Genomic DNA, 14974 nt, shown 5'->3' on the forward strand with positions numbered 1-14974 from the left:
AGCGTATGAAAAATAAACTACTTGCACAGTGCGCAATGACACTTACATTTCTGCTTGTATCTTTTATTGCATTTGCCCAGACGAAAGTCTTGAAGGGGAAGGTTGTCGATGAAACACAAGGTCCATTGGCAGGAGCTACAATCAAGGTAAAAGGAGGTGCCGCAGCAACCACAACAGACACGGAAGGTTCCTTTACATTGACTATTGCCAGTGAAGCTAAAACGCTGGAAGTATCTTTCATTGGATATACTTTAAAAGAAGTACCCATTGTGGGAAGCGATATCACGGTAGCGCTTGAACCTAGTGCGGGTCAGGGCTTAGATGAAGTCGTTGTAATCGGTTATGGTACTGCCCGTAAAAAAGACCTAACGGGGGCTATGGTCACTATTGGCGCCAAAAATTTTAATAAAGGTGTTATGACCAGTCCTGATCAACTAATACAGGGCAAGACGCCTGGTGTGATGGTGATTAACAATACGGGGCAACCTGGTGGGGCAACAACAGTACGTATTCGAGGGAATTCATCGATCCGGGCAAGCAACAATCCGTTGTTTGTACTCGACGGTGTTCCCATGTCCGGCAATTCGCCGTTGCCTGAGGGTAGAGGAGGTTTTTCTTCCGATAGAGGAAATCCACTTAGTTACTTGAATCCTGGTGACATCGCCAGCATGGATATCCTTAAGGATGCTTCCGCGACGGCAATTTATGGTTCACGAGGTGCAAACGGGGTGATACTAATTACCACTAAGAAAGGAAAGGTTGGCTCTCCTGAAGTTTCTGTCGGAGCTTCTGCGGGTGTCTCAAGTATGCGGGAATATCCTGATGTATTGGATGCGGCCCGATTTAGAGAGGCCTTAAAATACTATACACCGAATGATGTAGCGAATGCTGACTTTGGAGGAAATGAAGATGCTTTCAGAGCAATTACCCGAAAAGCGATTACACAAAATTATTATGCTGATATTGCAGGGGGTACTGAGCATGGAAAATATCGTCTCTCGGGTGGATATTTAAACCAAAACGGTATTATTCGCGGATCACAACTGAAGAAATATACGGCCAACTTTACGGGCAATTTTCGCTTCTTAGAGAATAAGCGGTTGGGTGTAGATTTTAGTGCTTTCTTGACCCAGTTGGATAATCGGTATGCACCAATCAATGCGATGGTAGGTTCAGAAGGAAATGTGATCTCTCAGGCCTTACAATGGAATCCAACACTGCCGTTATATGATGATAAAGGTAACCTGACTTACGTTAGTCCGTCAACCCGAAACCCTTTAACAAGTATTGAAGCTTTTAAAGATGTGGCAACGACAAATACGACCGTGATTAATATTGCTCCGTATTACAAAATCACAGATGATTTGGAGTACCGTTTTATCTATAGTGTGATGCGACAGCTAGGCAATCGCCAGGGGATGTATCGTGCAGTTTTGATCGATCCTTCAAAAGTTAATGATGAAGAGGCCTTTATTTCCAATAATGGTGAAACCAATTTGCAGATGACACATATTATGTCTTATAACAAACAAATTAACGAAAACTGGAATGTTAATGCCGTGGCCGGCTATGAATACCTTGATTTTAACTTTAATAATAATCTTTCTTATGGTAGTGGGTTCAAATATATCGGACTTGATTACTTCGATTACATTCAAAATTCGATGGTCGCTACACGCGGCATTGCATCATATAGAAGTCCCTCAAATCAGCTCCAATCGTTTTTCTTGCGTGGTGGGGTCAATTATTTGGATCGCTATTTATTGACTGCAACGGTACGTAAAGATGGTTCGACCAAATTTGGCGAGAACAATAAATACGCTACTTTTCCATCCATTGCGATTGCATGGAACCTAGCGCAGGAAGATTTTTTGAAATCGACGAACATTTTCGATCAGCTAAAATTACGTTTGGGATGGGGGAAAACCGGTAACCAGGAGTTTCCTACCGGAGCTTCATTAAACCGGATTACCTTTGGTAATGGCGGAAGTGCAGGTCAAGTAAATTTCCAAAATAAAGACTTGAAATGGGAAACATCGACAACGCTTAACGCAGGAGTTGATTTTTCCGTGTTGAAAGGTCGTTTATATGGTTCGATCGATTATTTTCACAAGAAAACAACCGATGCGTTGTTTGAACAAACACTGGCAATGGATGGTCCAGCCGGACGTATATGGGTGAATTTAGACGGTGAGATTCTTAATAAAGGGGTTGAAATTGCATTGACAGGAACACTGTTGAAAAGTGAAAACTGGAATTGGGATGTAACAGGTAATGCAACATTTCTAAAAAATAGTGCAAGTGGACTTAAAGGTGATTATGAGACAGGAGCATTGCGTGGACAGGGATTCTCCGGTGTATTGGGGCAACGCATGACGAATGGACAGCCTTTAAACGTGTGGTATTTAGCAGATTTTCAAGGTATTGATCCCGTGACAGGAACGAGCATGTACTTGGGGAAAGATGGAAGTGTCAGTACGGGCAATGACCCCGCTTCCAATAAATTCTATCGAAACAGTCCAAATCCAACAACGCTTTTAGGTATCTCTACAAATGTGAGCTATAAACAATTCTCATTGTCAGCCAATATGAATGGTGCACTAGGACATTATCTTTTTAACAATACCGCAGCAACAGCACTGGGCTTAAGCAATTTGTCTGCTCGAAATATTGGGTCTACATTTTTTAATACTGCTATTAAGGAATCAATCTCAAATTCAGCAGCGCCTTCTACGCGTTTTCTGGAAAAAGGAGATTATTTGAAAATGGCTAATCTTACTTTGAGTTATCGTGTTGGTAATATAGGCAGAGCGCTTAAGAATTTAAATGTATCGCTGACTGGACAGAATCTTTTCATTATCACGAAATATACAGGATTTGATCCCGAGGTGAATACGGATGGCTCAGTAAATGGAATTCCTTCATTAGGCATTGAATACTTGCCATATCCGCCAGCCAGAAATATACTTTTGGGAGTCAATTTTTCCTTATAAATGGATGGCGGATGAATCGTGACAAATCAAAAGATGAAATTATCGAGATTTATTCAAGTGCATGTATAAATGAATATATTGATAGCTCATCAGGAATGTAAACAAATTTAGACAGATGACAAAGATGAAATTAAAAACATTATTATATTTAGCAATAGTCGGTACAGTAGTGACGAGCACTTTTTCGTGTACCAAGCTGAAAGAAGAATTTAAAGGGGAGGCAGAGGAAGGTGCCTTGATTGAAGCGGGGGCTTTGTTAATCACCGCTTACAGTTCATTGAACACCCCTTATCAACAAGAGCAACGTTGGGTAATGCAGGAAATCTCAACTGATGCCGCGATGGCTCCAACACGCGGCGGTGACTGGGACGACAATGGAATGCACCGTGCCATTCACCTTCATTCTTGGAATGCAGATAATGGCTATGTCAATAATACCTTTGTGGGGTTGAGTACAGCAGTTTTTAATGCTGGAAAGGTATTACGGAGCAATCCAAATGCGCAACAAGCCGCCGAGGCAAGGTTCATTCGTGCACTTGCTATGTTTGACATCGTAGATTTGTATGGTGTGGTACCTTTCCGCCAAGGAGCTTCTTTAGAAGATTTTAAGATAGCACCCGATGTATTACAACCGCAAGATGTGATGGATTTTATGATAAAAGAGCTTAATGAAATCATAACAACCTTGCCTGCAGGGGAACTAAAAAGAGCGTATGTTGCAAATAAAAATGCAGCGAGAGTATTGTTGATGAAAATTTACTTGAATAAGGGGGCTTTTTTGAATAGGCAGAAGCCGACTTTTGATGCGGACGATATGAACAAAGTAATAGCCTTGGCGAAGGAAATTACTGCGACAGGGCCATACAGCGTATCAGCAAAAGGCAAATATTTTGACAATTTTGCACCTGATAACGACGAAAAGTCCACAGAAAATATTTTTACTTTGTACAATAAAAATGGAGACCGGGGTGGAAGTGTGGAACGCACTTGGAATACCATCGCGCATTATAACATGAATCCTAGTGGTTGGAACGGTTGGTGTACACTGTCCGATTATTATGATAAATTCGCTACAAACGATGAGCGTAGGGGTCTTTATTATGAATATGCTGCGGATACAACGTCTAATAGAAAAAAAGAATTTAAACGCCAAAATGTTGGTTTTTTTGCTGGGCAGCAATACAATTGGAGCACGAACAAACCTTTAATGGCAAGAAATCCTTCGAATACTCCACTCTCTTTTACGCCTGAAGTAACCATTCGCACTTCAGGTAATACGCTGGAAACTGCGGGCATCCGTCCCATGAAATATGCTTACGATTATGCATCCTCTGGACAAAAGAACAATGATTGGGTCGTGTATCGTTATGCGGATGTCTTGTTGATGCAAGCAGAGGCAATACTCCGAGGAGGTACAGGAACCGCTGCCGAAGCTCTTGCTTTAGTTAATGGAATTCGACTCAATCGTGGTGTAGATAATCTTACAGCAATGACGCTTGACAATCTGTTGGATGAACGCGCTCGCGAATTATATTGGGAAGGGTGGAGAAGGCAAGATTTGATCCGTTTTGGTAAGTATTTACTGGCCTGGCAGGAAAAGGCGGCTGACGCTGATCCAAAAACCCTACTTTATCCGATTCCGAACTTGCAGCTTGCCGTGAATCCAAACTTGAAACAGAATCCAGGCTATTAAGCTGAAGGAACCGTTCGTGACAAATAGGGTGGATCCATCCTATTTGTTTAATGGAATAAGGTATTTAGCTAATGCGAAAAACTCCAATCAGCTAAATACTTTTTTATGATATGATTGAAAAGTATTACTGCTGTTGAATCTTCCAATCCGATTTGAGCGCAAAGGCGATGTTCATTAAAAGTAAAGGATAAAAAGTCGGGATGGCCGGATTTGAACCGACGACCTCCAGCACCCCATGCTGGCGCGATACCGGGCTACGCTACATCCCGAATTAATTCAAGAGGAAAGCCTTTTTTTCAGGAGCCCTTATCTCGAATAATTTTGGTAGCGCTAAAGTAATAATTATTGAACAAAAATAAAATGTAAAATAAGAAAAAAGCGATTGAATTTGCAGTAGCACAATTTGTAATCTTTTTTTGAGATTGAGATATTGTATCAAAGATCTAAATGCAGGCTTTGTCTTTGCTATGAGATGTAAACAGGTCCTTTTGGCAATTATACGGCATGAAAAGATGCTAGTGGGCGCAAATGCCTGGTGCATTTTACGGTAGGCAGTCTTCGAACTTTATATTAAATGATAAAACTATTTGTCGACAGTGTTGTTCTATAGATAGCTTTTAAACATTTAACATTTTATATAAACGCCCAATATCCATCGGATAGTGGGCGTTTATCTTTGTATAGCTAGATGAAAACAGTTTTTAAGATACTGTTGCAGTCTTTAATACATTACGGTAAGGGTAAGAATGGAAGATGTGTCTACGGGCAAATCGACCTAAAGAATCTGCATTGACAAATTTAATATAATCGTTTCGCTGAACACCGAAATATTCATATTGGCTGCCGTCTTGAAAAGTGATAGTCAATATTTGTCCTTTCCAGTCAATATCCTGAATACCAGAATTGGTAATTGTTTCTGTGTAGATCGGCAATTGTTGCTCTAATGTTTCAGAACAGATGCTTACCAGAAAGTGGTAGGCTTCGATCATTGCAACACTTTTCTCCTCTGCAGCCAAACGACCTTCTTCATCATTGACAAATTTATCTGGATGACATTCTTTCATGATTGTCCGGTAAGTAGATTTCAGGGTTTTGAGATCCACAGATTTATCTACGTTAAGTAACTTCCGGTAGTCGGCAATTTTTTTCATGGCGGCAAAGTTATGCTTAATAATCAGATTATTCGCTATAAGATAGGAAAAAAAACTTATTTCTTCAATATAGTTTTTATATAAAGCTGCTCGACCTTCTCCCTAGCCCAAGGTGTTTTTCTTAAAAAAGTTAACGAAGATTTGACACTCGGATTGTCATTGAAACATCGGATAGCTATGCGTTGACCGAGTTCTTCCCAGCCATAGTACGCTACTAAATATTCTATAATGGTGTCCAGTCTTTTACCGTGTAGTGGATTATTAATTTGTTCTTGCATGTCGTAAAGATAATAATCTTCAATTGATGGATCGTGCTAATTTTTACGATCAACGAGTTGTGCTGCCAGTTCCTTTAACGCAGTACGGAGTTGTTCATCCCAGATTTCTCCCAAATGGTCCAGTTTGCCCCTTACTCCTTTAATGAGCAGGTTTCTTTTTTCATCAATTTGAGCGCCTAATCCGCGCATGATGTGTTGTAATTCGTCGTGTGCATGTTCACCTTGTGCAGCGGCAGTGATGATACTTATGGGCTTATTGTTGAAAACTGTGGTTGCTGCGCACCACTCTAGTAGATTTTTTAATCCACTGGGGACACTGAAAATATATTCGGGACTGCTGATCAAAACAATATCTGCTTCTTGAATAATTTGACGTAATGCAATAATTTCAATAGGCGGATGGGAGCGGCTTTCTTCTGGATCAAAAGGCGGTAGTTCTTTCAAACGATCAAATAGCGTGAAATGGCTATCACCATTAATTTCTTGTTGAAGGTGCCTTATAATATGATGGTTGGATGAGTGGGTATTAGCACTACCTACAATCGCAAAAATAGTTTTCATGTGAGTCTAAATCTAATCAACAGTTGTCTAAATCCGTTGTTTCTGTATTTTATATATATGCTGTATGAAGAAACTAAATTACAACATTCGATTCAAACGATTTACTTAATTCTCCGATTTGCTATAATTTTTAGATGGGTTTGTTTCTGACCCAAATTTGCGCAGTAAGAAAAGCCGATCTGAGGTAAGATTTAGCAGGGATTTAAAGTATATAGAAGAAGGTGATTGAATCAGAAAAAAAGGATGGTGGACCAACACCATCCTTCATTGAAAAAATGATTAATCAAAAGCAACAACATACCCTATGTATTACTTTATATTAATTTTAACCATCGCTAAAATAGGATTTAAAATTGCTTATTGCAAATGAGAAATGGGATAGCACATGTATTGTTGATGGAGTATCGCGTGATATTGCCACCCTTATCAATTTTCAGCATCCGCTATAATGTCGTTTTGGAGATTTTTCGCGATATTTTAGAAAAAAATAAATTTATATTGCAACATTTTTAAATAGGCGTCGACTACCTAGAAGAAACATAAGAATTCACAGTATTAATTTTAAAACGTGCGAAATCAGCTTAGTGATAAAGATCTATTAGCGATGTGCCAAACGGGCAATGAGTCTGGGTTTTCGCAGCTTTATCATCGGTATGCAAAGAAGATTTTTAACTCGATTTATCGGATTTTGGGCAATCAGGAGGAAAGTGAGGATGTTTTACAGGAGACTTTTGTTGACTTTTTTTCAAGATCAGACAAATGGCATAATGTTCTTAGTTTGGAAGCTTGGCTAAGAAGGATGGGGGTAAATAAGGCGATTTCGTTGTTGAGGAAAAATAAGCAGTATTTTACGCCGGTGGATGATTTGGAAATTCAGGATAATGGCGATGACGAATTGCTGGAAAAGGAATGGCGCGAATGTCGTTTAACGGATTTGGAGCAGGCGATCGACCAGCTGACGGGGGTGCCCAAGATGGTCATTAATCTTTATCTGTTTGAAAATATGAGCCATGACGAAGTCGCGGAAGCATTGGGAATGACAGCAGTTGCCGTCCGTAGCCAATACCATCGCGCTAAAAAGAAAATTTACGAACAACTGAAGGAAAGATATAATTATGCGGGATAATTTAAAAGATTTTGTGAACGCTAATCGAGAATCATTTGATCGGAGAGAACCTTCGGCTGATTTGTGGAATAAAATAAGGCCACAAGTAGTGCCGCCCGTTCAGGAAAGAAAGATTAAGCCTCTTTGGAAGTGGGCTAGTGTTGCTGCAGCGGTCTTGTTGGTAGGGACAGCGACTTTCATTGCTTTTGATCAGCATAATGGGATAGAAGTAGAAAAACGAATCGTTGCTGTACATCCTGATGCTGTTCGCGAAAATGAAAGCGATAAAAAGGCCGACAATGCAATAGTAGTAAGCGCTGATACCGATAACTCCCCCAAATTGAATCCATCTATGGCGATAGCGGGTAGGCAAACTAGAAGAAAGCAGTCGGCACCAGCAAACGTGATGAACACTGGTTTCGGTAAAATGCAAGAAAAGATTGATTACGTTGAGATGCTTCAGGATTCGAGTTCCGCAAGCGCACGGCTAAGTGCTGTCTTGGCACTGAAAGATGAAGGTAGTTTAGATCGGAATAGTATAGGAGCATTGGAAAGGACTGCTGTATCGGATCAAAGCAGTAATGTGCGTATAGCTGCAATCGAAACGATATTAAGTGGACTAAGCCAAGAAGAGCGTCAGCAGAAAGTCCAGGACTTCTTTGTGGTGCAAAATGATCCCACATTGCAAATGGAGCTCATGCAAATGATGGTTCAGCAAGATGATTCTAAGATGAAAGCGACAACAAAAGATAAACTAAATGAAATTGTGGAAGATCCATTTACGCTAAAATTTGTGAAGGAACAGGCATACGCGGTATTGTTGAATCAATAGAGAAATGGATTCAAGAACGTCTACTCGTGTAGGCTCGCTTACGAAAACGTAGACCAGGTGACTTGGTTAATAATAATGAAGAAAAAATATATTGAGATGAAAAAGTTAAGGATAATGATGATTGGTTTGACGCTTATTTTTGCATGTGCATTACATGCCCAGGTAAATGAAAGTGTGGAGGGAGCTGCTGTGCCGCCTCTTCCTCCTAAAAAGGCTAGAGTGATTTCAGGCGTTGCTGTAAGTAATAGTAACAATTTTACATTCAATTCCGCCAGCTTAGGCCGTAGTAGCAGGCAAAGGAACTGGAAGGAAATTAAAGTGCCTAATTTAGGAAGTAAACTCCTGTTAAAGTTAGATAATGTTTATATCGAAGGGTATAAGGGGAAGGATGTGCTGATTACCGCTAAGGTTGAGGATAATGAAGAAAATGATCGTGCCAAAGGCCTACGTGTCGTTAATGGTTCTGGATTATCGGATAATTCGGGACTCGGAATGAATATCAAAACAGAAGGTGGAGTGACCGAAATAAGCATGGTTGGGATGCCCCTAGAAGATTCTATCCGAATCAAGATCCCCATGGATCTACCGCTGACGATAAAAGGGGGGCGTGGTGCGATGTTCAATGCTGGAGTGATCGAATTGAAAGATATGCGGGCTGAAGTGGAAGTTTCCAATACGATGGGAAATGTGAATTTATTGAACGTAACGGGGCCAATCAATGTGAAGGTTGCCCAGGGAGATGTAACAGCCAAATTTGTTCAACCTGTCAAAGGGCCTATTTCTCTTGTCGCTGCAATGGGCGCTGTAGATGTTGCTTTTCCCAAGAATTTTGGTGCAAATGTGGATGTAAAATCAGCAATGGGAAATATCTATGCCGCAGATGAATTCCAATTTGAAAAAAACACTGAAGAGCCCCAGTCCACCCCTATGGGCAATGCCGTGAAAGGCAAAATGAATGGCGGTGGACAGGACGTGATTTTGAAAACATCCCTAGGGGATATTTATATTAGGACGCAGAAGTAAATAAAAGTAGCCTGTTATCTTTAGCAGGCTATTTTTTTAGTTCCATACGTACAAGGTACTGATCATTTTCATCTTCATATAGAATTTGAACCACCCAGCCCATTTCGTGCGAAATTTTAATCAATAAATCCTGATCTAAATACAGCCATTTAAAGAGATCGCCTCGGGTGCCTTTGTATTCATACTGGTATTGAATTTCCCCAAAATAGTGGGTCGGCTTTTTGATGTTGTAATCTTTATACAAATAACTGATATCGGATGAATCAAAAATTAGCTGCCCATTTTCCGTCAACAGTTCTTGACTATGGGTGAGTAGTTTTCGAAAGCCCTCCACATCTCCAGCAATACCGATTCCGTTCATCAACAGCAAAAGCGTATCGTACTTCTGCCCTTTAAATTTATAAAAGTCTTCACAGATAATATGTTGTACCCCGCGTTGCTGCATGATATGGCAAGCGGTTTGGGATTGTTCCAATGCATCCACTTGAAATCCCTTTTCTTGTAAATATAGACTATGGCTGCCTACTCCGGCGCCCACATCCAATACATGTCCATCACATAACGATAGACCAATGAATTCTAGCTCTGGAAAATCATCAGGTTCCCGAAAGAAAATCTCTACCGGCATTTCGTCTTTATCGCCATAGCTCGTATGGAGTATGAGGGGGAATTTTTCTTCTTGATGTACAAAGTAATCATCAAGCGCTTCACCGTATACGTCTCTATGCATGGTCATCATCAATCATTAATACTTTCTTTGCAATATAAATGGAGTCTTCATCTCCTGTATGTTTCATCGGTTCGTCAGATAATTTGATGACGGGGCTCCATTGTTCATCCTCTGGCAAAGCATCTGTCATCTTGATGACAATATTCATTGGTTTAAGTCCTACATCATTCGTGAAATTGGTGCCAACACCAAAGGAATGTAAGATTTTACCCTCACAGTAGCTCGCAATTCTTTCGACTTTTTCATAATCTAAGCCATCGGAAAATATAATGGTCTTTGAAAGCGGGTTGATACCATTTTTATTATAGTGTGCAATAACTTTATCTGTAAATTCAAGAGGATCTCCACTATCATGTCGGACTCCATCAAATAATTTGGTTAACTTTTTATCGAATTGCTGAAAGAAGACTTCGGTTGTATAGGTGTCCGACAGCGCTATTCCGAGGTCGCCCCGATAGACATCAGACCAATGTTCGAGCCCCAGGAGGTTGGCCATTTTGTACCCATATTTAGCGGCATGAAACATAAACCATTCGTGGGCATGGGTACCGATGGGCTTCGTTTCATATTTCATTGCGAAATAGACATTGCTGGTGCCAATAAATGTTTTTTCGCCATATTGCTTAAGTGTACGCACCACCAAATCATGTACTTCATGCGAATGGCGTCTTCGTGTGCCAAAATCAGCAATGGTGATATGGAGCTTTTTATATTTTTCGATTTTATCTTTCGCTGTTGCGATTACTTCTGCGTCCGAGAAACGTTGTAAGCCCTGGGATTCATAAAAAAGTTCACAGATAAGAGACATCAAGGGAACTTCCCAGAGAATGGTGCGATACCAGTACCCTTCAATAATGACCTCTAGATCGGGGCCATCCTGAAATATTTTGACTTCTTCGGGATCGTAGCGGTAACCTTGAAGAAAGTCAAAATAGGTTGGGTCAATATAAGGACAAGTTCTGGCAAAAAAAGTCTTTTCGGCTTTTGTTAGCTTCAAATTAGCCATTTCATTAACAGCTTGCTTTAAGAGGACGTCAAAACCATCGGGAAACTTGTGATGTCCCCGATTGATAAAATGATAACGAGCCTTGGCCTTTGGAAACAATTTCACTACAGCATGCTGCATTGTGAATTTATAGAAGTCATTATCTAATATAGAGGTAAATGAAGCCATCCTTATCGATCTGTTTTTTGTTTGAAGCGGTAAATTTACTAATTAACGTGAAATTGTGCGGATTGTTCATAATAATTATAAAAAGACAGGTAAGTAAAAGGCGGGTGAAATTTGTAATTTCATCCGCCTTTTATGAATTAGCATGTTATTCGGTCATCACTATCTTGTTCTTGATCTTTCAGAACCCTGTGAAGAACGTCCTGAGCTACGCTCAACTGAGCTTCCAGAATTTCTTGATCGCGATACGGACGATGAATTATCTATATTGGATCTGCTTCTGGTGTTTTCATAACTTCGATTTTGAGACGGTTGAGCTGCTGGTTGAGACACTGGTTGGCTCGAACGCGTCCGGCTATCGGAATTTCGACTTTGCACCGGCTGAGAAACTGGCTGGCTCGAACGTGTGCGGCTGCCATCATAATTTCCGTTCCGTTGTGGCGCTGTTACAGGTTGAACTACGCGTTGCGGTACGGTCTCATTGGAATTGTTTTGCCTCCCTCTACTGGTAGATGTAGGGTGATTGTTGTTTGGAGCATCCGATTGCCGACCTGATCGCGTTCTAAAATCATAGTTAGGCGAATTAGGTTGTGTACCATTCGTATTTCTAATTGGAGTACCGTTGTCTCCGCCTCTACTGTTATTAATTGAACTGCTGCGGCTCGAGCCTGTACTGTTGGCATCGTTACGGGATCTTACAGAAGCATTACCACTTTTATCGATATATAACTCACGACTTCCCGATCTTGAATCGATGTTATCTCGATTGCTAATTACGCGGTTGGTACGATCTGATATTTCGCTATTGTTATTCCGTGTTCGGGTAGAGGCATCCACTACATTCGTTGGACGAGCAGATGAACGTGTATTACGATCTACAGCCGGGCGGTACATACTGATTTCATTACTGCGATTGCTGCTACTACGAACAGATCCGGGTCTATCCGCATTTGCTATCCTATTGACTGTGACGCTTCGTCCTGTTGAGCGCTCGATGTCTGCTCTTCGTGGACCGCCAACATAATAGTTGTTATTAATGATCGTTGTATTGTTGATAACTGTGGTTCTGTTGTAAATATTATTATAATTTCTGCGATTCACATAATACCTATCCATGTCCCTGCTCATGAAGTGGTTAACTCCCACAAATGTCCAGAAGTTTATTGGGATATTAACCGATACATTCATGCTCATGCCTGGCCCCATGGGTGCCCAACCGTAATAGTCGTTACTTTGACGCCAATTTACCCATGCCGGCCCCCATTCATAGTCAGGAACCCAGCCCCAACCATAACGATCGTTGTAGTTCCAACGGCCATAGTGAAATGGAGCCCAACCCCAATCGTAGTTGGATACCCAGGTATTTCCATAGTCTGTCATTGTCCAATAACCATTGGTAGCATAAGGCTGGAAGTTTGGGCCGACATCCGGAATCCAGACATAACCGTAATTCGGATCATTGACCCATTGTCCGTAAGGGGATAGTTGATCATAGAACATTTGGAAAGATACTCCTGCATTGCTGTAATGATCATAATTAGTATATCCGCCACGCTGGGCCATTGAGGTCGCACAGCTTGAGAAAGAAGCAATACCAATGAACCCCAGTACCCAATATTTTATGTTGCCTAAATTTTTCATTTCTGTAATAATTTAAAGTGTGACAAAACTCTATGCCGTAGTCTTTGTTATTATGACAGCATAACGAATAAAATGGTTTAATCGGTACATTGGAAATCTGATTATTTTTACGTGAAAGTCAAATTGATGATCTTTTTACATAAACGACAATTTTAGATACATATTTTTATTTACCTTTACCGCTCGAATTGCTACGTGTTTGTTCAGCATAAAACGTGTTTCAAGACACATTAATTTGAAATAGACATCATTTAAATGGCTAAAAAACTTCAGACTTTTTTTCTAGAATTCGCAAACATTCATCGTTTTTTGCTACGGTTTTGGCGCGAATTAGTAACTCCCCCGTATGAATTCAAAGAAATCGTCCGTCAGTGCTATGAAATAGGCTACAAATCTTTGCCTTTGATCAGTTTAACGGGATTTATTGTGGGATTTGTATTTACAAAACAATCACGTCCTTCTTTAGAGGAATTTGGCGCAACTTCGATGTTGCCTTCTCTGATATCAATCGCTATTGTTCGTGCATTGGCACCATTAGTCACTGCTTTAATCGCTTCTGGAAAAGTAGGATCCCAAATTGGCGCGGAATTAAGTTCGATGAATGTTACAGAGCAAATCGATGCAATGGAAGTCTCAGGAACCAATCCCTATAAATATCTTATTGTAAGTAGAATTTTGGCTACAACGATTGGAATTCCTGTACTCTGTTTTTATGTAGCAGGTATAGGTCTTTTGGGGGGCTATCTCAGTATGATGAGTAAAGATGACCTGAGTTTTTTGAGCTTTTTTACACAAGTATTTGAGACGATAGCATTTAAAGATTTGGGTGCTATGGTTTTGCGTGCAGTTATATTTGGTTTTACCATCGGAGCTGTAAGTTGTTATTGTGGTTATTTTTCTTCTAAGGGTACGGAAGGCGTTGGTAAAGCTGCGAATGCGGCCGTTGTGGCTTCTATGTTCCTTGTGTTTATAGAGGAGATCATTATTGTTCAAATTTTATCGTTCTTCGGGTAGTGCGCTATGGAAAAGATTCAAACAACTATTGACCATTCAAAGCCAGTCATTGAAATCAGGAATATCAGCAAGTCATTTGGTGATAATCATGTTTTACGGGGAGTCAATCTGGATTTATATAAAGAAGAAAATCTTGTTGTGCTGGGGCGTTCTGGGACTGGTAAATCTGTATTGATCAAATTAATAGCAGGTCTATTAAAACCAGACGAAGGTACGATCAATGTCCTTGGTAATTCGGTGACAGAACTAAATGATCGCGAATTGCGTGAACTGCGTTTAAGAATAGGGTTTTCTTTTCAGAATAGTGCACTTTATGATAGTATGACCGTACGTGAAAATCTGGAGTTTCCTTTGGTTCGTAACAAGCGCAATTTGACGCGCTCAGAAATCGATCATGCTGTAGAGGAGGTACTGGATGGAGTAGGGTTATCCCAAGCTATTAATCAGATGCCTTCAGAGCTTTCTGGTGGACAGCGTAAGCGTATAGGTATTGCACGCACATTGATTCTTAGACCAGATATCATGATGTACGATGAGCCTACAGCAGGACTAGATCCAATCACCTGTTTGGACATTAATGGATTGATTAATGAAGTTCAGGAAAGATATAAAACGGCATCGATTATTATCACACACGATTTAGCTTGTGCAAAAGAAGTGGGCGATCGTATTGTGATGTTGTTAGATGGTAAATTTGAAAGACAGGGATCTTTTGAAGAAATTTTTGATACAGATGACGCACGTGTAAAAGCGTTTTATAATTATAATTTTATTCTATAATA

The 14974-nt window shown here is 40.4% G+C and carries 13 protein-coding genes and 1 tRNA gene; 7 read left to right on the top strand and 7 right to left on the bottom strand.

The window, feature by feature from the left end:
* Positions 1-5 precede the first annotated feature (5 nt).
* The gene (locus tag VXM68_RS11600) at positions 6-2993 is read left to right on the top strand and encodes a SusC/RagA family TonB-linked outer membrane protein (RefSeq protein WP_367208827.1); all 2988 of its coding nucleotides are present in this window, start codon (positions 6-8) and stop codon (positions 2991-2993) included.
* 124 nt (positions 2994-3117) lie between these two features.
* On the top strand, positions 3118-4686 hold the full coding sequence (locus VXM68_RS11605; RefSeq protein WP_294186803.1) for a RagB/SusD family nutrient uptake outer membrane protein: 1569 nt from the start codon (positions 3118-3120) through the stop codon (positions 4684-4686).
* A gap of 195 nt (positions 4687-4881) precedes the next feature.
* On the opposite strand, the gene VXM68_RS11610 is transcribed toward VXM68_RS11605, so the two are convergent.
* From VXM68_RS11610 to VXM68_RS11625, 4 genes are all read right to left on the bottom strand, one after another.
* Positions 4882-4955: transfer RNA gene (locus VXM68_RS11610), tRNA-Pro, on the bottom strand.
* A 432-nt stretch (positions 4956-5387) separates the two neighbouring features.
* On the bottom strand, positions 5388-5837 hold the full coding sequence (locus tag VXM68_RS11615) for a KTSC domain-containing protein (protein ID WP_293953493.1): 450 nt from the start codon (positions 5835-5837) through the stop codon (positions 5388-5390).
* A gap of 56 nt (positions 5838-5893) precedes the next feature.
* Complete coding sequence (locus VXM68_RS11620; RefSeq protein WP_294186800.1) at positions 5894-6115, bottom strand: VF530 family protein; 222 nt, start codon at positions 6113-6115, stop codon at positions 5894-5896.
* Positions 6116-6151: 36 nt separating this feature from the next.
* On the bottom strand, positions 6152-6676 hold the full coding sequence (locus tag VXM68_RS11625; protein WP_294186799.1) for an NADPH-dependent FMN reductase: 525 nt from the start codon (positions 6674-6676) through the stop codon (positions 6152-6154).
* Positions 6677-7244: 568 nt separating this feature from the next.
* On the opposite strand from VXM68_RS11625, the gene VXM68_RS11630 reads away from it, so the two are divergent.
* From VXM68_RS11630 to VXM68_RS11640, 3 genes are all read left to right on the top strand, one after another.
* On the top strand, positions 7245-7802 hold the full coding sequence (locus tag VXM68_RS11630; protein WP_293953498.1) for a sigma-70 family RNA polymerase sigma factor: 558 nt from the start codon (positions 7245-7247) through the stop codon (positions 7800-7802).
* Positions 7792-8613, top strand: a complete 822-nt coding sequence (locus VXM68_RS11635; protein WP_294186797.1) for a hypothetical protein — start codon at positions 7792-7794, stop codon at positions 8611-8613. The genes VXM68_RS11630 and VXM68_RS11635 overlap by 11 nt, the downstream gene beginning before the upstream one ends.
* A gap of 96 nt (positions 8614-8709) precedes the next feature.
* Positions 8710-9636 carry a DUF4097 family beta strand repeat-containing protein gene (locus tag VXM68_RS11640; RefSeq protein ID WP_367208831.1) on the top strand — a complete coding sequence of 309 codons (927 nt, stop codon included), beginning with the start codon at positions 8710-8712 and terminating at the stop codon, positions 9634-9636.
* A 28-nt stretch (positions 9637-9664) separates the two neighbouring features.
* Here VXM68_RS11640 and VXM68_RS11645 read toward each other — a convergent pair whose 3' ends face one another.
* The 3 genes from VXM68_RS11645 to VXM68_RS11655 form a co-directional block, all read right to left on the bottom strand.
* A complete protein-coding gene (locus VXM68_RS11645) occupies positions 9665-10366 on the bottom strand; it encodes a bifunctional 2-polyprenyl-6-hydroxyphenol methylase/3-demethylubiquinol 3-O-methyltransferase UbiG (RefSeq protein ID WP_293953504.1) in 702 nt (233 codons plus the stop codon).
* Positions 10359-11540 (bottom strand): nicotinate phosphoribosyltransferase, encoded by a 1182-nt coding sequence (gene pncB / locus VXM68_RS11650; RefSeq protein WP_312362818.1) that lies wholly within the window; start codon positions 11538-11540, stop codon positions 10359-10361. Before pncB ends, VXM68_RS11645 begins: the two co-directional genes overlap by 8 nt.
* A 159-nt stretch (positions 11541-11699) precedes the next feature.
* Positions 11700-13178 (bottom strand): DUF6600 domain-containing protein, encoded by a 1479-nt coding sequence (locus VXM68_RS11655; RefSeq protein WP_367208832.1) that lies wholly within the window; start codon positions 13176-13178, stop codon positions 11700-11702.
* A 255-nt stretch (positions 13179-13433) separates the two neighbouring features.
* On the opposite strand from VXM68_RS11655, the gene VXM68_RS11660 reads away from it, so the two are divergent.
* Together VXM68_RS11660 and VXM68_RS11665 are read left to right on the top strand one after the other, a co-directional pair.
* Positions 13434-14192: an ABC transporter permease gene (locus tag VXM68_RS11660; protein WP_209579062.1), complete on the top strand. Its 759-nt coding sequence runs from the start codon at positions 13434-13436 to the stop codon at positions 14190-14192.
* Positions 14193-14198: 6 nt separating this feature from the next.
* Positions 14199-14972 (top strand): ABC transporter ATP-binding protein, encoded by a 774-nt coding sequence (locus VXM68_RS11665; RefSeq protein WP_294350870.1) that lies wholly within the window; start codon positions 14199-14201, stop codon positions 14970-14972.
* Positions 14973-14974 lie beyond the last annotated feature (2 nt).

The sequence above is a fragment of the Sphingobacterium sp. R2 genome (assembly GCF_040760075.1).
GTDB lineage: Bacteria > Bacteroidota > Bacteroidia > Sphingobacteriales > Sphingobacteriaceae > Sphingobacterium.